General features: G+C 60.1%; 19 protein-coding genes. All 19 read left to right on the top strand.

Translation table 11 applies throughout. The features are described from left to right. Positions 1 to 18: 18 nt before the first annotated feature. The 19 genes from Q4T40_09460 to Q4T40_09370 all read left to right on the top strand — a co-directional run bounded on the left by Q4T40_09460 (position 19) and on the right by Q4T40_09370 (position 17060). Positions 19 to 765 (top strand): WecB/TagA/CpsF family glycosyltransferase, encoded by a 747-nt coding sequence (locus Q4T40_09460; GenBank protein MDT8901466.1) that lies wholly within the window; start codon positions 19 to 21, stop codon positions 763 to 765. A gap of 114 nt (positions 766 to 879) precedes the next feature. Then, positions 880 to 1518 (top strand): phosphatidylserine decarboxylase family protein, encoded by a 639-nt coding sequence (locus tag Q4T40_09455; GenBank protein ID MDT8901465.1) that lies wholly within the window; start codon positions 880 to 882, stop codon positions 1516 to 1518. After that, positions 1515 to 2189 carry a CDP-diacylglycerol--serine O-phosphatidyltransferase gene (gene pssA, locus Q4T40_09450; GenBank protein ID MDT8901464.1) on the top strand — a complete coding sequence of 225 codons (675 nt, stop codon included), beginning with the start codon at positions 1515 to 1517 and terminating at the stop codon, positions 2187 to 2189. Before Q4T40_09455 ends, pssA begins: the two co-directional genes overlap by 4 nt. A 290-nt stretch (positions 2190 to 2479) precedes the next feature. Continuing rightward, a complete protein-coding gene (locus Q4T40_09445; GenBank protein ID MDT8901463.1) occupies positions 2480 to 3763 on the top strand; it encodes a glycosyltransferase family 2 protein in 1284 nt (427 codons plus the stop codon). 120 nt (positions 3764 to 3883) lie between these two features. Next, positions 3884 to 4252: a 6-carboxytetrahydropterin synthase QueD gene (gene queD / locus Q4T40_09440; protein MDT8901462.1), complete on the top strand. Its 369-nt coding sequence runs from the start codon at positions 3884 to 3886 to the stop codon at positions 4250 to 4252. A gap of 7 nt (positions 4253 to 4259) precedes the next feature. Beyond that, on the top strand, positions 4260 to 4982 hold the full coding sequence (locus tag Q4T40_09435; protein MDT8901461.1) for a 7-carboxy-7-deazaguanine synthase QueE: 723 nt from the start codon (positions 4260 to 4262) through the stop codon (positions 4980 to 4982). An 87-nt stretch (positions 4983 to 5069) separates the two neighbouring features. After that, positions 5070 to 5831, top strand: a complete 762-nt coding sequence (surE, locus tag Q4T40_09430; GenBank protein MDT8901460.1) for a 5'/3'-nucleotidase SurE — start codon at positions 5070 to 5072, stop codon at positions 5829 to 5831. Between the two features lie 36 nt (positions 5832 to 5867). Continuing rightward, on the top strand, positions 5868 to 6284 hold the full coding sequence (locus Q4T40_09425) for a TIGR04086 family membrane protein (GenBank protein ID MDT8901459.1): 417 nt from the start codon (positions 5868 to 5870) through the stop codon (positions 6282 to 6284). A gap of 120 nt (positions 6285 to 6404) precedes the next feature. Continuing rightward, complete coding sequence (locus tag Q4T40_09420; protein MDT8901458.1) at positions 6405 to 7049, top strand: HAD-IA family hydrolase; 645 nt, start codon at positions 6405 to 6407, stop codon at positions 7047 to 7049. A gap of 145 nt (positions 7050 to 7194) precedes the next feature. Then, positions 7195 to 7806 (top strand): acetate uptake transporter, encoded by a 612-nt coding sequence (locus Q4T40_09415; protein ID MDT8901457.1) that lies wholly within the window; start codon positions 7195 to 7197, stop codon positions 7804 to 7806. 212 nt (positions 7807 to 8018) lie between these two features. Continuing rightward, a complete protein-coding gene (gene mtnP, locus Q4T40_09410; protein MDT8901456.1) occupies positions 8019 to 8813 on the top strand; it encodes an S-methyl-5'-thioadenosine phosphorylase in 795 nt (264 codons plus the stop codon). A 14-nt stretch (positions 8814 to 8827) separates the two neighbouring features. Continuing rightward, positions 8828 to 9877 (top strand): S-methyl-5-thioribose-1-phosphate isomerase, encoded by a 1050-nt coding sequence (gene mtnA / locus Q4T40_09405; protein MDT8901455.1) that lies wholly within the window; start codon positions 8828 to 8830, stop codon positions 9875 to 9877. A gap of 1 nt (position 9878) precedes the next feature. Beyond that, positions 9879 to 11120, top strand: coding sequence for an adenosylhomocysteinase (locus Q4T40_09400; protein ID MDT8901454.1), 1242 nt, complete (start codon positions 9879 to 9881; stop codon positions 11118 to 11120). Positions 11121 to 11147: 27 nt separating this feature from the next. Further along, the gene (locus tag Q4T40_09395) at positions 11148 to 11813 is read left to right on the top strand and encodes a class II aldolase/adducin family protein (GenBank protein MDT8901453.1); all 666 of its coding nucleotides are present in this window, start codon (positions 11148 to 11150) and stop codon (positions 11811 to 11813) included. Beyond that, positions 11813 to 13105 carry an amidohydrolase gene (locus Q4T40_09390; protein ID MDT8901452.1) on the top strand — a complete coding sequence of 431 codons (1293 nt, stop codon included), beginning with the start codon at positions 11813 to 11815 and terminating at the stop codon, positions 13103 to 13105. Before Q4T40_09395 ends, Q4T40_09390 begins: the two co-directional genes overlap by 1 nt. A 67-nt stretch (positions 13106 to 13172) precedes the next feature. Further along, complete coding sequence (locus Q4T40_09385; GenBank protein MDT8901451.1) at positions 13173 to 14009, top strand: sulfide/dihydroorotate dehydrogenase-like FAD/NAD-binding protein; 837 nt, start codon at positions 13173 to 13175, stop codon at positions 14007 to 14009. Further along, entirely contained in the window at positions 13997 to 15394 is a 1398-nt protein-coding gene (gene gltA, locus Q4T40_09380) for an NADPH-dependent glutamate synthase (protein ID MDT8901450.1), read from the top strand. Before Q4T40_09385 ends, gltA begins: the two co-directional genes overlap by 13 nt. A 127-nt stretch (positions 15395 to 15521) precedes the next feature. Continuing rightward, entirely contained in the window at positions 15522 to 16685 is a 1164-nt protein-coding gene (locus Q4T40_09375; GenBank protein MDT8901449.1) for an LL-diaminopimelate aminotransferase, read from the top strand. Between the two features lie 27 nt (positions 16686 to 16712). Beyond that, positions 16713 to 17060 carry an ASCH domain-containing protein gene (locus Q4T40_09370; GenBank protein ID MDT8901448.1) on the top strand — a complete coding sequence of 116 codons (348 nt, stop codon included), beginning with the start codon at positions 16713 to 16715 and terminating at the stop codon, positions 17058 to 17060. Positions 17061 to 17066 lie beyond the last annotated feature (6 nt).

The raw sequence follows: 17066 nt of genomic DNA, 5'->3' as shown, positions 1-17066 counted from the left end.
GTCGTTTGCCGCTAAAATATGCGTTTCGAGGAGTTTACGCTAGTGCGGGTGGATGTTTTGGGGGTCCAAATCGATGCAGTGACCTTGGCTGAGGCGGTGCGGACGGTGGAGGGCTTTATCGCCGAGGGAGGGCCGCATTTGGTGGCGACCGCCAATGCCGAGATGGTTATGGCGGCCGGACGGGACCGCGAGCTGGCCCGTATCCTGGCCGACGCCGCGCTTGTGGTGCCGGACGGCGCGGGGGTTGTCTGGGCGGCGCGCCATCTCGGGCAACCGGTGCCCGAGCGGGTGGCCGGCTTCGATCTGGCCGAGGAGCTGTTGGCCAGGGCCGCGACGGAGGGTTGGCGGGTGTTCTTCTTCGGCGGAGCGCCGGGAATCGCCGCCAAGGCCAGTGAAGCCGCGGCGGCAAAGTGGCCGGGGCTTACTGTCGCCGGCGTGCGCGACGGTTATTTCGCTCCGGAGGAGGCCGCGTCCATCGCCGCCGCTATCAGGGCGAGCAAGCCACACATCCTGCTGGCCGCTTTGGGAGTACCCAAGCAGGAAAAATGGCTGGCAGCACAAGCCACGACGCTGGCGGTGCCTGTATCGATGGGCGTCGGGGGCACTTTCGACGTGATGGCCGGCGTAACGCGACGCGCGCCGCTGTGGATGCAGCGGGCCGGCCTGGAGTGGCTGTACCGTCTCGGCTGCGACCCGAAACGCATCGGGCGGATGATGGCTTTGCCGCGCTTCGTCATGAGGGTGTTGGCTGCCAAAAAACATTAGACAAGCGTCTGGCGAGTATATTATAATGATTTAGGAAAATAAGGCAGGGCGGATTTCTGTCTTGCTTTTTGTTTTGTGAGGGAAGGCGATGGTCGACCGGAAGGAGGTGGCTTGATGACCCAGACTCCTATCGTTAGAGAAGGTTTTCTGTATATCGGCATTCTCGTGCTTATCACTTTTCTCACCGCTTTGACTCTTGACCCTTACTGGGCCATCATCCCCGGTGTACTGGCCGCTTTTGTCACCTTTTTTTTCCGAAATCCCCGGCGGGCGATACCAGGCGACGATACGCTGATTGTGTCGGCGGCCGACGGAAGGGTGATGGGGGTCAGCGAGGTGTACGAGGACCAGTTCCTCGAGCAGGATGGGATAAAGGTTACGATATTTTTGTCTGTCTTTGACGTCCATGTCAACCGCAGCCCTATCGCCGGCGAGATCAAATTCCAGCAGTATACCTGCGGGAGGTTCCGCCCGGCTTACAAGGAATCCGCCGGTTGTGAGAACGAGCGGCATACCATCGGCCTGGAGAATGAGAAGATGAAGGTGCTGGTGACCCAGATCGCCGGCATACTGGCTCGCCGGATCGTCTCCTGGGTGACGTTGGGTGTTTTTCTTGATCGCGGTGAACGCTACGGCATGATCAAGTTCGGTTCTTGCACGGAGATCGTCGTTCCCCGGTCGGTGGAGATACTGGTCAAGAAAGGCGACAGGGTCCGGGGCGGCGAGACGGTTATTGGGAGGTTGCGCGAGTGAGAACTTTGATCCCTAATCTGCTCACGTGTTCCAATCTGGTTTTTGGCTTTTTGGCGATGGTGGCGGCTTACCAGGGCTCCTTCGTTGCCGCCGCGATGCTGGTTGTCGTGGCGATGGTCGCCGACGGGCTGGACGGCCGCGTCGCCCGTTATTTTGGTGTGAGCAGCGAATTCGGCAAGGAACTCGATTCACTGTGCGACGCCGGCTCGTTTGGGGTGGCTCCCGCGTTTCTGGCCTACGCATATATGTTAAAGGATTTCGGCTGGACGGGCGCCGTGATCTGCGCCGCGTTCGCAACCTGCGGGGCGCTCCGCCTGGCGCGCTTCAACATCATGACCGGGGTGGTGAAGGGTTATTTTCTCGGCCTGCCGATACCGGCCGCGGGTTGTACGGTGGCGACTTTCGTCATGACCGGGCTCAAGCCGCCGGCTTGGCTCTTTGCCTTGATGGTGGCCGTGTTCGCGTACCTTATGGTCAGTAAGGTGAAGTATCCGGATTTCAAGGGCAAGGGCGAGAAAATTCGACTGGTGCCGGCCGTGCTGGCGGTGCTGGTCGGAGGTTATCTTATTTTCCTGTCGCCGCCCGGGGTGTTGTTCGCCGCGTTCTTCGCGTACGCTGTGTTCGGATTGCTCAACAACCTTTTCGCGGCGTTTGAGGGCAATCAGACGTAACGTTTAGGACCTGTTCCGGTTTTCCAGGATATGAAGTCATTTCTTGGTTATATTAATGGTAGCCTGTTGTCGCCAGGAGCAGGAAAACCGGTTCACGCCGGCGAAAATAGGCGCCATTCCTGATTATGGAAATGAGGGCCGTTTTTCGCGGTTTTTTTTGGCTTGACAGTAAGATTTGCCAAATTTAAAATGTAATTTGTGTAATCGCTGCCGTAGACTTAGCAGTTTAGCCAGCTAGTTGCCGAAACGGGTGGGGCAAAGGACTTTGCCCTGGAAAAGGAGATCGGCCCATGATTCAGTTATTTGACTACATAATGGTTCCGATGCAGCTCATAATCGTATTTTTCACCCTTTATTACTTCGCGCTTGCTTTCTTCGGCGTCTGGCGTCGCCGGGAAATCAAGATAATGACCCCCAAGAAGTCGTTTGCGGTCGTAATAGCCGCTCATAACGAGGAGCAGGTAATCGTCCAACTCATCGAAAACCTGCATGTACTGAAATATCCCCGCCACCTGTACGATATTTTCGTCGTGGCCGACAACTGCAAGGACCGGACGGCCGAGTTGGCCAGGGCGGCGGGCGCGATAGTGTACGAGCGTTTTAATCTTGAGCAGCGCGGCAAGGGCTACGCGATGGAGTGGATTTTCGCCAAGCTGTTCCGTCTGCCGCGCAAATACGACGCGGTGGCCGTTTTCGACGCCGACAACTTGGTACATCCCAATTTCCTTCTCGAAATGAACAACCGCCTGTGCAAGGGCGAGAAGGTCATCCAGGGCTATCTGGATGCCAAGAATCCGTGCGACACCTGGATTTCCGGCACCTTCGCGCTTTCTTTCTGGGTGGTGAACCATATCTGGCATCTGGCGAAGTATAACCTCGGCCTCTCCAGCGTTCTCGGCGGCACGGGGATGTGCATTTCGACCGACGTGCTCCATAAATTCGGCTGGGGGGCGACCTGTCTGACCGAAGACATGGAGTTTACCATGAAGGCGTTGCTGCTCGGCATCCGCACCACCTGGTGCCACGATGCGATCGTCTACGACGAGAAGCCGCTGACCTTCAAGCAATCGTGGAATCAGCGAAAACGCTGGGCCCAGGGGCACTTCGACGTTGCCAGCCGCTACGTCCCGCGCCTGCTGTACGAGGGGATACGACAACGGGACATCCGGATACTCGACGGCGTGCTGCATCTTTTCCAGCCTCACTTCCTGATTTTGTCGACAACCTTTGTGGCTTGCACGTACATAAACAATTTAATCCCGTTCTACACCGACATCCTGTTCATGGTCATGCCTGTGGAGGTGTGGAAGATGATCGCCATCGGCCAATACCTTTTCCCGGTCGTCGTTCTGGCGAAAATCCGCGCTCCGCTGAAGGCGTGGTGGTACATGGTCCTTTATCCGCTGTTCGTATATAGCTGGATTCCCATTACCTTCATCGGTTTTCTGCACCGCAACGACCGCGAATGGAGCCATACCCAGCATACCCGCGGCTTGAGCTACCGCGACGTGGCGCTGGCGACCGCCGACGATTTCCCCAAGGAGAACTATTTGAGCAAGCACGCGGCGAAGTAGCCAGTCAGCCAATTGGATGTTCGCGCTGTTTCATAGATGAGTCTTGGGGCTCATCTATTTTTGTCTGCCGGCGAGTACGGACGAGCCCGCGGGCGTATCATAGAGAAGGAGGGATTGACTATGTATGAGCTTACGACGATCGTCGATTTCGAGGCCGCCCACAGGCTGGCCGATTATCCCGGCAAGTGCAGCCGGCTCCACGGCCACAACTGGCGGGTGGAGGTGACGGTGGCCGGGGCAGGTCTGGACGGTCTGGGGATGCTGATCGATTTTCGCATTCTCAAGCAGGAGGTGACGCGGGTTATCGAGACGCTCGATCATTACTATCTGAACGAGATCGAGCCTTTCCGCACCGTCAACCCGACGGCGGAGAACATCGCCGCGTATGTGTACCGCGAGCTTGCCGGCCGTCTGCCCGCCGGAGTGGCGGTGCAGGCGGTGAAGGTATGGGAGTCGCCGCATTCTGCGGCGGTGTACCGGGAGGGGTGACGGCATAGTGGAGATTGTCGAGGTTTTTTCCTCGATCCAGGGAGAAGGCAGGTATGTAGGCTGTCGTCAGGTGTTTGTGCGTCTGGCGGGCTGCAACCTCGCCTGCGATTATTGCGATACGCCGGCTTCCCGTCAGGCGGCGATGGAGGGAAGAGTGGAGGCTACGCCGGGAGGACGCGATTTCTTCGCGGTCGCCAATCCTTTGGCTGCTGATGCGCTGGCCGGGTATGTCAACAGTCTGCTCCGCGCGCCGCATCATTCGGTCAGCCTGACAGGCGGCGAACCGCTTTGCCAGGCGGAGGAACTTGCCGAGCTGGCGCCTAAACTGGCCGGCCGTCTGTATCTGGAGACGAATGGGACGATGCCTGACGAACTGGCGGTGGTGCTGCCATATATCGATATCGTTAGCATGGATATCAAGCTGCCGTCGACGAGCGGCCGCGAGTGGTGGGGCGAGCATGAGCGTTTCCTCCGGCTGGCGGCGGGGCGGGATGTATTCGTTAAGGTCGTTCTGACAGCGGCGACGGGCGATGATGAGTTCCGCCGGGCTCTGACCCTGGTGGCGGCGGTGGACAGGCGCATTCCGGTCGTTCTGCAGCCTGTATCGCCAGTCAACAATGTGGCCGGCATCGCCCCGGAGGCGGCGCTGCGGCTGATGGCGGCGGCGCTGGAGATGGTGGACGACGTGCGGGTTATACCGCAGACGCATAAGATGATGGGGCAACTGTAGCCGACCGTTTTAAAAGTTCAGTTGGCGGTGTTCATCGCGTCTTGTTGCTTGGCTTTTAAAAAGGTCTTGAAACTGGGAGGTATTTTTTTGCGCATTCTTTTGACCAATGACGACGGGATTAACGCGCCGGGAATCCAGGCGCTGTGGCGCGAGTTGGCCGCGATCGGCGACGTGACGGTGGTGGCTCCTGACAGCGAGCGGAGCGCCACCAGCCAGTCGATCACCGTCCATCACCCGATTCGTGTCGATCAGTTTTGCATCGAAGATCCGCCACTGTGCGCATGGAGAGTGGGCGGGACGCCCACCGACTGTGTGAAGATGGCAGTCGAGGCGCTGCTGCCGGCGAAGCCGGATGTGGTCGTTTCGGGGATCAATCAGGGTGCCAACATGGGGACTGATGTGCTGTATTCGGGGACGGTGAGCGCGGCGATCGAGGGCGCGCTCCATGGCATACCTTCGATAGCGGTGTCGCTTGCCACTTCCAAACCGGCGGATTTCGGCCCGGCGGCGGTGTTCGCGCGCAAGCTCGTGTTGACGCTGACTGAGCGGACGCTGCCGCCGGATACGCTGTTGAACGTCAACGTACCCCCGCTGCCGGCCGACAGTCTGACCGGGGTAGAGGTGACGAGGCTGGGGGTAATCGAGTACGAGAATACTTTCGAGCGCCGCCAGGACCCGCGGGGCCGGATTTATTACTGGATGGGCGGCAGCCTGAAGGACAGCGGCAATGAGGAAGGCACCGACGTCATGGCGCTCAAGAAGGGAAAAATTTCGGTGACGCCGATTCATTTCGATCTTACGAACTACGGAATCATTAAGCTTATCGAGGAATGGAATCTGGCCACTTAGCATAAATTACAGTAAAACCCTTGAGGGGGGAAAACTGTGGCTAAGGTGACCAGACGCACACGGGTTAATGTCCCGACGCAAAGGCTGCCGGGGGCAGTGATGGCGATCGGCGCAGGGGTGCTGGTCAGCTTGATTGTGTCGCTGGTGGCAATAGTGTTCTTGTCGGTGGTCAGTCTGGCCACGGAAAGCCTGTTCGTGGAGAGTTATTTGCGGTACATCATGGTGGCGGTCACGGTTACGAGCATTTTCATCGGCAGCGCATTCGCCGCCCGGCGGGCGGGTGGCGCGGGCCTGCTTGTCGGTATGGCTGTGGGTTTTATGTATGTGTTGATCTCGGTCGGAGTTGGGCTTGAAATGACTCAGGAGCCGGTATCGTTGCTGGTTTTGGCGAACAAGGCGTTCGCGGGGATAGCCGCCGGAGCTTTGGGAGGATTGGTGGGGGTAAATCTTTAGCCGAGAGGATTTGTCGCACCGGAAGGCGAAAAAGAATCACGCCAGCTTTATCAGGCGACTGGTAGGGCTGGCGTTAATTTCTGGTCAATGTGGACAGGCCAAGGATAACGGGGGGATACTATGAGCTATAAAGGCATTCTGTTTGATCTTGACGGGACGTTGCTGGACACGACCGACCTGATCCTCAAATCGTTCCAGCATACCATCATGACTCACCGGGGCTGCGACGCGGATATGGAGCTCGTCAAGTCGACCTTCGGCAGGCCGCTGATCGAGGCGCTTGCCCTCATGGGGGACGACCCGGAGGCGATGATAAAGACTTATCGCGAATACAACATCCGCTACCATGACGAACTGGCGAAGGTGTTTACCGGGGTGGTCGAGGTCGTGCGGAAGCTCTACGACGAAGGCGTAAGGCTGGCGGTGGTGACCTCCAAGACGCGGGTTACGTCGGTGCGGGGCTTGCGGTTGTTCGATCTCGACAAGTATTTTCCGGTGGTGATCGGCCATGAGGATTGCCAGAAGCATAAGCCCCACCCTGAACCGGTGCTGAGGGCGTTGACGGCTCTCGGCCTGCCTGCGGGCGATTGCCTGATGGTGGGAGATAGCCCGTACGATATTATGAGCGCCAGGGCGGCGGCGGTGAAAACGGCGGCGGTGCGCTGGACGTATGTGCCCTGGAAAGATGTGGCGGCCGCCGGCCCCGATCATGTAATCGAGGATATGGCGGAGCTGGTTGCGCTGTGCGGTATAAAGGATTATTAGGTTTTGAAAATATAAAGTAAAAATTATATTGTTATAAGTTTTTGAAATATCGACTTGGCCGATTGACGCGCCTCTCCGTATATGTTACTTTATAAAGTGTTTAATTTTGTTGTATTGTTTTTATTTATGGGGAGGAGTGTAAAAAATGGCAGAAGGGCCGCAGAAAACCCAGGTGGTGCTCGCTAATCCGACAGGGTTGGGACTTTTCGGGCTGGCAATGGTGACGATGGTGGCGGCATCGCAGAAACTGGGGTGGACCACGGGGTTATCGTTCGTTATCGTGTACGCAATCTTCCTGGGGGCAACCGCCCAACTCGTGGCGTCGATCTTCGATTTCTTCCATAATAATATCTGGGGCGCCACCGTGTTTGGCGCGTATGCTTTCTTTTGGTACGCGATCGCCACCGCCTGGCTGATGAAGATGGGCGTTTTCGGCACGGTTCTGGCCGGGGCCGCAGATGTGCAACAGCTCGGTTGGGCTTTCACGGGCTATTTCATTTTCTCGGTTTTGATGACCGTCGGTGCGATGGAAGTCAACAAGGTTATCTTCGTCATCATGGTGCTGATCGACGTGTTGCTCGGCGCGCTGGCTCTGAACGCGTTCGGCATCGCCGCCCATGCTTCGCATGCTATCGCCGCCTGGACCGAGCTGGTGATTTCGTTCGTGACCTTCTACGCCTGCTGCGCGGTTGTGCTGAACACGCACTTCGGCAAGCCGTTCATGCCGATGGGTAAACCGTTCGGGATTTTCAAATAAAATGGTTTTCAGGAGTCCCCGCGACAGCGGGGACTTTTTCGTATTTTCGTTTTCCGGCGGGCGCTGGACTTTTGCGCTTTATCTTCGCACTAAAGGAAGGAGAATTGGGACATAAAGTCCAATATATAACACTTTGGACAACCTATTGTTGACCAGTATTATTCGGTACATATTATAGTGAGAGAAAAGCAGCTAATTCTGGGGGTAAAGAAATGGCGAGAATAGCGATTATCGGCGGTACTGGGCTTTATGACCCGCGCATTCTGGACAACGTCCGTGAGGAAAGGGTGGTCACGCCATACGGCGAGGTGGAGTACAAGGTGGGGGAGTACGCCGGCAAGGCGGTGGCTTTTATCCCCCGCCACGGCAGCAAGCACTCGATTCCGCCGCATCTCATCAATTATCGCGCCAATATCTGGGCGATGAAGAAGATCGGCGTGCAGAGCATCATTGCCACGACGGCGGTGGGATCTCTCAAACGGGAGATGGCGCCGGGCCATTTCGTGCTGACCGACCAGTTCATCGATTTCACCAAGAACAGGGTGTCGACATTCTATGAGGGCGGCGACCGCGGGGTCGTACATGTCGACGTAACCGAGCCGTATTGCCCGGCGCTGAGGGCCGTTCTCAACGCGGCGGCTGCGGAAAACGGCATCCCGTGCCATAACTTTGGCACTTATGTGTGCACCGAGGGGCCGCGCTTCGAGACGCCCGCCGAGATTAAGGCTTACGCCTTGCTGGGAGGCGACATCGTCGGCATGACGAATGTCCCGGAGGTGACACTGGCCAGGGAGGCGGAGATGTGCTATGCGACGGTGTCGATGGTGACGAATTTCGCTGCCGGCATCTCTACCCAGCCGTTGACTCACGGCGAGGTGCTCGACGCCATGCGAACCAATGTGGAGAATTTCAAGAAGCTGGTAATGGCGGCCATAGCGGGGCTCGATCCCGAGGCGCCCTGCGCGTGCCGGCGGGCGCTGGCCGAGTACGGCGGCTTCAAATTATAGTGAGGTGATTGTTTTTGGTGCGATCGCTGGCGTGGCAGACAGACTGCCTGAGACTGCTGAATCAGACGGCATTGCCGGGAAGCACGGAGTATATCGACTGCCGCGACTGGCGCCGGGTGGCGGAGGCGATTCGCCGCCTGGAGGTGCGGGGTGCGCCGGCCATCGGGGCGGCGGCGGCTTTTGGCCTGGTGCTCGGGGCGCGGGAACTGGTCGGGCGGCCGGGGGATTTCCGGTCCGCGTTGCTTAAGGTCGCCGAGGAACTGCGGAGTACGCGGCCGACGGCGGTCAACCTTTTCTGGGCTATCGACCGGATGCTGGCGGCGGCAGACCGCTGCAGCGGCGACGCCGAGCCGGCGGCCGTGATGTCTGCGCTGGAGAAAGAGGCGGTGGCCATCGCCCGCGAGGACGAGGCCGTCAACCGCCGCATATCCGAAAACGGCGCGGCGCTTTTTCCGCCGGGGAGCGCCGTTCTGACCCACTGCAACGCCGGCGCACTGGCGACGGTGGCGTTCGGCACGGCTCTGGGGGTTATCGGCGAGGCCTGGCGGCAGGGGAGAATCAGCCGCGTATTCGCCGATGAGACGCGGCCGCTGCTGCAGGGGGCCAGGCTGACGGCCTGGGAGTTGCACCAGGCGGGCATCCCGGTGACGCTGATCACCGATAATATGGCCGGCTGGGTGATGCAGCGGGGCATGGTGCAGGCGGCCATCGTAGGCGCCGACCGGATAACGGCCAACGGCGACGTAGCGAATAAGATCGGCACCTATTCGGTGGCGGTGCTGGCCAGGGAGCACGGCATCCCCTTTTATGTGGCAGCGCCAGTATCCACTTTTGACTTTTCCCTCGACAGCGGAGCGGACATCCCCATCGAGGAGCGCGGCCCGGCCGAGGTTACCAGCCTCGGCGGCGTGCGCACCGCCCCTGACGGCATCGAGGTTTTCAACCCGGCGTTCGACGTCACCCCCAACCGGTTGGTGACGGCTATCATAACCGAACACGGCGTGCTGCGGGCTCCCTACCGGGAGGCAATCGCCGCGCTGCGCGACAAGAAAGGTGGCAATTAATATGGAATCGATCATCAGGGACGTCAAGCTCGCTCCCCAGGGTATGGATAAGATCAATTGGGTAAAAGAACATATGCCGGTGCTGAACGTGCTGAACGCCGAGCTGTCGGCGACCAAGCCGCTGGCCGGCAAGCGGATGGTCATAACCATGCACCTTGAGGCCAAGACGGCTTATCTGGGCATGGTGCTGGCGAACGCGGGGGCGAGCGTGGCCGTTACCGGCTCCAATCCGCTCTCGACCCAGGACGATGTGGCGGCGGCGCTGGCCAGCCAAGGGGTCAAGGTGTTCGCCTGGCACAACACGACCGCCGAGGAGTACGAGCATTTTCTCCATAAGGCGCTCGACACCAAGCCGGACATCATCATTGACGACGGCGGCGACCTGGTTTCGCTGCTGCATGGTGAGCGCGCCGACCTGGCGGCTAACATCCTCGGCGGTTCGGAGGAGACGACGACCGGCGTCCACCGGCTCAAGGCGCTGGCTGCGGCCGGCAAGCTGAAGTTTCCGATGATCGCCGTCAACGACGCGTACTGCAAGTATCTGTTCGATAACCGCTACGGCACCGGCCAGTCGACCTGGGATGGCATCATGCGCACGACCAACCTGACGGTGGCCGGCAAGACGGTGGTGGTGGCAGGGTACGGCTGGTGCGGCAAGGGCGTGGCGATGCGGGCCAGGGGCCTGGGGGCCAACGTCATCGTGACCGAGGTCGACCCCATCAGAGCGGCCGAGGCGCTGTTCGACGGCTATCAGGTGATGAACATGTTGGACGCGGCCGCCAAGGGCGACTTCTTCGTTACCGTAACCGGCTGCCGCGACGTTGTTTGCCGCGAGCACCTCAAGGCGATGAAGCCGGGGGCGATCATGGCCAACGCCGGCCATTTCGATGTGGAGATCAACAAGGAGCATCTGGCAGAGCTGACGGTAAGCAGTCGCACAGTGCGCAAGAATATCGAGGAGTTCGTGTTCGAGGACGGCAAGAAGGTGTACCTGCTGGGCGAGGGCCGGCTGGTCAATCTGGCGGCCGGCGACGGCCACCCGACCGAGATCATGGACCTGTCGTTCGCCATCCAGGCGCTGTCCGTTCTTTACATCCTCGAAAATCATGCGAAGCTGGAAAAACAGGTTTACAAGCTGCCTTACGAGCTGGACCGCAAGGTGGCGTCCCTCAAGCTTAAGGCGATGGGCATCGCCATCGACGAACTGTCGACGGTCCAGACCGATTATCTTAACAAAGCGTAAGGGTTATCACGGAAAGGGGATCGGCGCATGAACGAGCTAATGGCGGTAAGGGCCGAGGTAGTGAGGACGGGACGGGCGATGCTAGATTGCGGCCTGGTGGCCGGTACATGGGGGAACGTGAGCATCCGTGTGCCGGGGACGGAACTGGTGGCGGTGACGCCGTCGGGCCGCGACTACCGGAACCTGCGCCCCGAAGACATTGCCGTGGTCGATCTACAGGGCAAGCAGACAGCCGGCGAGCTTACGCCGTCGACCGAGGTGCCCCTCCATCTGGCGATCTACGCCGCCCGGCCCGATATCGGCGCCATCGTCCATACCCACAGCATTTTCGCCAGCGCCTGCGCCGCCGCCCGCCGCCCGTTGCCGCCGGTCATCGAGGACCTGGTGCAGCTTTCCGGCGGGACGATCGAGGTGGCCGCTTACGCGCTGCCGGGGACGGAGGAACTGGCGGCGAACGCCGTGGCCGCGCTGGCCGACCGGCAGGCGGTGCTGCTGGCCAATCACGGGGCGGTAGGCTGCGGCCGGACGTCCGCCGAGGCGCTCTTAGCCTGCGAGCTTGTCGAGAAGGGCGCCCAGATTTACATATACGCCAACCTCCTGGGCGGGGCACAGATACTCAGCGACGGGGATGTCGCCGCGATGCGCCGCTTTTATGTGGAGCATTACCGGCGGCGTCAGGAAGGAGAAGAGTGATGGCGAGGATATTGCTGAAAAACGGCGAGGTTTACGCCGACGGCAGCGTGACCAAGGCCGACGTGGCTATCGACGGCTCGGTGATCGCCGGGGTGGGGGAGGTTGCCGCCGGCTGGCAGGCCGACCGGGTGATCGACTGCACCGATAAGCTGATTCTGCCAGGGTTTGTGAATACCCATACCCATGCGGCGATGACCCTCTTCCGCAGTTATGCCGACGACATGGCGCTGATGGAGTGGCTGGAGACCAAGATCTGGCCGGCCGAGGCCAGACTGACCGGCGATGATGTCTACTGGGGGACGCTGTTGGCGATTGCCGAGATGATCCGGAGCGGCACGACCGCTTTTGCCGATATGTACTTCTTCATGGACGATGTCGCCAGGGCGGTGGCCGAGAGCGGCGTCCGGGCGGCTTTGTCGCGCGGCATGGCCGGGGTGGCGCCGACCGCCGCGCAGGCGCTGACGGAGAGCGAGGCGTTCTACCGCGATTGGCACGGCGGCGCCGACGGGCGGATAACGGTGATGATGGGACCGCATGCTCCCTATACCTGCCCGCCCGATTATATCAAGAAAGTTACGGCCCTGGCCGCCAAGCTGGGGGCCGAGATCCATATCCACCTGGCGGAGACTACCGGCGAGGTGGCGGGGTGCGTCAAGGAGCACGGCAAGTCCCCCATCGCCCTGATGAACGAGCTGGGGCTGTTCGACCTCGGCGTGCTGGCCGCCCATTGCGTTCACCTGTCGGCCGAGGATATCGCCATTCTCAAAGAGAAGAAGGTGCGGGTGGCGCACAATCCGGGCAGCAACATGAAGCTGGCCAGCGGGGCGGCGCCGGTGCCGTCGCTGCTGGCGGCCGGAGTGACGGTCGGCATCGGCACCGATGGCGCGGCCAGCAACAACAATCTCGATATGGTTGAGGAGATGCGGCTGGCGGCGCTCCTGAGCAAGGTCGCCACCCTCGACCCGCTGGCGGTGCCGGCGGGCCAGGCTGTTGACATGGCGACCGCCATGGGGGCGGAGGCGCTGGGCCTGGGCGGGGTGACCGGCAAACTGGCGCCCGGGTTCAAGGCCGACATCACCATCGTCGACATGGCGGCGAGCCATTGGCATCCGCGCCACGACCGTCTGTCGCTCCTCGTTTATTCCGCCGCCGCCGCCGATGTTCATACCGTTATGGTGGACGGCAAGGTGCTGCTCGATGCCGGCCGCCTGACGACCATCGACGAGGAGCGGGTGAAACGCGAAGCGGGCGCCCGTGGCCTGCGGCTTGTAGAATCGGGTAGGAAACCGTAGGAATTGGTAATTATTGACCTATAATTGAATTTAATGGATAAATTGTTACGTTTAGGAGGTATGGGAATTGTACGAAATCGTCAAGAAAGAGGTGCTGTCGCCCGGCGTTCTGCTGTTCGACGTCGCGGCGCCGCTGATCGCCAAGAAATGTCAGCCCGGACAGTTCGTCATCCTGCGCATTGACGAGGACGGCGAACGCATTCCGCTGACCATCGCCGATTTTGACCGCGAGGCCGGAACCATAACGTTGATTTTCCAGGAGGTAGGCCACACGACCCGCCAGCTCGGGACACTAAACAAAGGCGACGGGCTCCTTGACCTCGTCGGCCCGCTCGGTAAAGCCACCCATATCGATAAATTCGGCACCGTCGTGTGCGTAGGCGGCGGCATCGGCGTCGCTCCTGTGTACCCGATTGCCCGCGCCTACAAGCAAGCAGGCAACAAGGTGGTTTCCATCATCGGCGCCAGAAACGCCGACCTTCTCATCCTTGAAAAGGAAATGGCCGCCGTCAGCGACGAGCTTATCATTACCACCGACGACGGCAGCAAAGGCCGCAAGGGCCTCGTAATCCACCCCCTGCAGGAGATGATCGACGCCGGCGAAAAGATCGACGTCGTTATGGCCATCGGCCCGGTAATTATGATGCGGAGCGTCGCCGACGTCACCCGGCCGTACAATATTCACACAGTAGTCAGCCTAAACCCGATCATGGTTGACGGCACCGGCATGTGCGGCGGCTGCCGCGTCAGCGTCGGCGAAAAGAACAAATTCGCTTGTGTCGACGGCCCGGAATTCGACGCCCACCAGGTCGACTTCAACGGGCTGATGGCCCGCCAGCGGATGTACCACGACCACGAAAAGATGGAGCGGTGCGGGGGAGGGAGCTGCAAATGCAACAAGTAAAGCATAAGATGCCGGAGCAGGCCGCAGAGGAACGGCGCCGCAATTTCAACGAAGTGGCTCTCGGCTACGAGGCGGAGACCGCGCGGGCCGAAGCCGCCCGCTGCCTGCAGTGCAAAACCGCCCCCTGCCGCCAGGGATGCCCGGTGGAGGTCGATATTCCGAAATTTATCAAGCACGTCAAAGACGGCGATTTTGACGCCGCCATCGACGAGATCAAGACCAAAAACAACCTGCCGGCGGTCTGCGGTCGCGTCTGCCCGCAGGAAGACCAGTGCGAGAAATTCTGTATAATGGGCAAGAAGGGCGAGCCGGTCGGTATCGGCCGGCTGGAGCGGTTTGCCGCCGACTGCGCTATGGCTAAGGAACGCGAGGAAAGCGCCGCTCTGCCTGCCGAGGTTCTCGGCAAGGTGGCGGTCATCGGCGCCGGCCCGGCCGGGCTGACCACCGCCGGCGACCTGGCGCGTCTCGGCTACAAGGTGACCGTTTTCGAAGCTCTCCATGCTCCCGGCGGGGTGCTGATGTACGGTATTCCCGAGTTCCGTCTCCCGAAGGCCATTGTTCAGCGGGAAATCGCCGCCCTGCGCAAGCTGGGGGTCGATATCCAGGTGAACGCTGTCATCGGTAAAAGCTACACTATCGACGAACTCCTGAACGAGGAAGGCTTCGACGCCGTATTCATCGGCACGGGGGCCGGTTTGCCGCACTTCATGGACATTCCCGGCGAAAATCTCAACGGCGTGTATTCCGCCAACGAATTCCTGACCCGCGTCAATCTTATGAAAGCCTACAAATTCCCGCAGACCGGCACGCCGGTGCGGGTGGGCAACAGGGTCGCCGTCATCGGGGCGGGCAATGTAGCTATGGACTCGGCCCGCACGGCTCTCCGCCTTGGCGCCGAGAAGGTCTATATCGTTTACCGTCGCTCGGAGGACGAGATGCCGGCCAGGCACGAGGAGCTCGAACACGCCAAGGAAGAGGGCGTCGAGTTTCGTCTGCTGACCGCCCCTGTCCGGGTGCTGGGCGACGACAAGGGCTGGGTCAAAGGGATCGAGTGCATCAAGATGGAGCTGGGCGAGCCGGACGAGTCGGGCCGGCGCAAGCCGGTGCCTGTCGAAGGCTCGAACTACGTCCTTGAGGTGGAAACGGTGGTAATGGCCATCGGTCAGGGCCCCAATCCGCTGGTACAGGACACCACTCCCGGCCTGGCGGTTAATAAACGGGGTAACATCGTGGCCGACGAAGCGGGCGCGACCTCGAAGGCGGGCGTGTTCGCAGGCGGCGATATCGTCACTGGCGCTGCCACCGTCATTCTGGCGATGGGCGCCGGCAAGAAGGCCGCTGCTAAAATCCATGAATATGTGCAAAATAAAAAGGCTGCCAGGTAGGAATCCCGCCCCTCCGGCTGGAATATTTCGCTTAGAAGATATTCAGTATGGAACGTGAAAAGGTTGCCGCTCGCGGAGGATAATGCAGATGTATTTTCGGCAACCGCACTAGATAGGGAGGGGTATTATGCTCGATCAGGCCAAACGTATGCAGGGCATGTCGTCGGCAATCTTCACCCAGGTGGACGATATGCGCAAAAAGGCGGTCGCCGCCGGCAAGGATGTTATTACCCTCAGCCTTGGCAGCCCGGACGTGCCGCCGGCGCCGCACGTAATGGAGGCGCTCCTGAAAGGCGTCGCCGACCCGAAGAATTACGGCTACGCGCTTTCCAAGGGCACGCCGGAATTCCTGCAGGCGGTTACCGACTGGTACGGGTCCAAGTTCGGCGTCGCCCTCGACCCGGCGACCGAGGTTCATTCCCTCCTCGGTTCCCAGGACGGGCTCGCCCATATTTCCCTGTGCTTCGCCAATCCCGGCGACGTCGTGCTGGTGCCTGACCCCGGTTATCCCATCTATACGGCCGGACCGGTCTCCGCCGACGCCGAACTCTACCTGATGCCGCTGACGCCTGAGAACGACTATCTGCCCGACCTGGACGCAATCCCGGAGAGCGTCCTGAAGCGGGCCAAGATGATGATTCTCAACTATCCCAATAACCCGCTGGCTGCCACCGCGACAGTGGAGTTTTTCGGCCGGGTGGTGGAACTGGCCAAAAGGTACAAATTCCTCGTATGCCACGATTTCGCTTACAGCGAACTGTGCTTCGACGGTTACCGGCCGCCCAGCTTCCTGAGCCTGCCTGGGGCGAAAGATATCGGGGTAGAGTTTCACACGATGTCGAAGAGTTTCTGCATGGCCGGCTGCCGTGTCGGTTTTGTTGTCGGCAACGCTCAGGCGATCGAGCTTCTCGGCCGCGTGAAGTCGAATTTCGACTATGGCATCTTCCTGCCCATTCAGCAGGCCGCGGTTGCTGCCCTGACCGGGCCCCAGGACTGCGTGGCCGCCATGGCGGACGAGTATGCGCGTCGCCGCGATATCGTCGTCGACGGTTTCAACAGCATGGGCTGGAAGGTTACCCGTCCTAAAGCGTCGATGTACGTATGGGCGCCGGTGCCGACCAAGCAAGATTCGTTCTCCTTCGCCGCCAGTCTTATAGAAAACGCCGGGGTGGTCGTTGTACCCGGAGTCGGGTTCGGCCCCTATGGCGAAGGGTATGTGCGAATCGCGCTCGTGCAGCCGCAGGATAGGCTTCGCGAGGCTGTCGACCGCATCCGCAAGTGGCTGGGATAGGATAATCGACAGGGGAGGAAAAGTGATATGCGCGCGCTGAACTTCTACTCGTCCAACTACCACAGCCAGCTCGTGTGCCGGCGCAAAACCTGCACCATCAGGCTGGGGGACAAGACCCACAAGTATGCTGAGGGTGATATAGTCTGGGTGACGGTTGGCAAGCGCTTCGCCCAGAAAAAGAAGATATACACCGCCGCCATCGACCGGGTGCTGGTAAAGCCGATCTGCCAGCTTACCGCCGAGGATCTGCAGGGAGAAAATCCGGATCTGGCCAATGTCGACGATCTGCTCGTCTTTCTGCGGTCGATCTATGACAAGCCCCTGACCCTTACCGACACGGTCACGGTCGTGTATTTCTCGGAGATCATCGAATAGATTAAT

This window comes from Selenomonadales bacterium 4137-cl (assembly GCA_032334055.1).
Lineage (GTDB): Bacteria > Bacillota > Negativicutes > Sporomusales > UBA7701 > Anaeroselena > Anaeroselena agilis.
Note: the sequence above shows the minus strand (reverse complement) of the source record. Positions and strands in the feature narration are given on the sequence as shown.

Excerpts from the sequence above, each read along its gene's own strand:
- Q4T40_09400 (MDT8901454.1), top strand. The coding sequence starts at position 9,879 with ATGGAATCGATCATCAGGGACGTCAAGCTCGCTCCCCAGGGTATGGAT.
- Q4T40_09415 (MDT8901457.1), top strand. The coding sequence starts at position 7,195 with ATGGCAGAAGGGCCGCAGAAAACCCAGGTGGTGCTCGCTAATCCGACA.
- Q4T40_09445 (MDT8901463.1), top strand. The coding sequence starts at position 2,480 with ATGATTCAGTTATTTGACTACATAATGGTTCCGATGCAGCTCATAATC.
- gltA (MDT8901450.1), top strand. The coding sequence starts at position 13,997 with ATGCAACAAGTAAAGCATAAGATGCCGGAGCAGGCCGCAGAGGAACGG.
- Q4T40_09375 (MDT8901449.1), top strand. The coding sequence starts at position 15,522 with ATGCTCGATCAGGCCAAACGTATGCAGGGCATGTCGTCGGCAATCTTC.
- Q4T40_09370 (MDT8901448.1), top strand. The coding sequence starts at position 16,713 with ATGCGCGCGCTGAACTTCTACTCGTCCAACTACCACAGCCAGCTCGTG.
- Q4T40_09390 (MDT8901452.1), top strand. The coding sequence starts at position 11,813 with ATGGCGAGGATATTGCTGAAAAACGGCGAGGTTTACGCCGACGGCAGC.
- mtnP (MDT8901456.1), top strand. The coding sequence starts at position 8,019 with ATGGCGAGAATAGCGATTATCGGCGGTACTGGGCTTTATGACCCGCGC.
- Q4T40_09420 (MDT8901458.1), top strand. The coding sequence starts at position 6,405 with ATGAGCTATAAAGGCATTCTGTTTGATCTTGACGGGACGTTGCTGGAC.
- Q4T40_09455 (MDT8901465.1), top strand. The coding sequence starts at position 880 with ATGACCCAGACTCCTATCGTTAGAGAAGGTTTTCTGTATATCGGCATT.
- Q4T40_09460 (MDT8901466.1), top strand. The coding sequence starts at position 19 with ATGCGTTTCGAGGAGTTTACGCTAGTGCGGGTGGATGTTTTGGGGGTC.
- queD (MDT8901462.1), top strand. The coding sequence starts at position 3,884 with ATGTATGAGCTTACGACGATCGTCGATTTCGAGGCCGCCCACAGGCTG.
- Q4T40_09395 (MDT8901453.1), top strand. The coding sequence starts at position 11,148 with ATGAACGAGCTAATGGCGGTAAGGGCCGAGGTAGTGAGGACGGGACGG.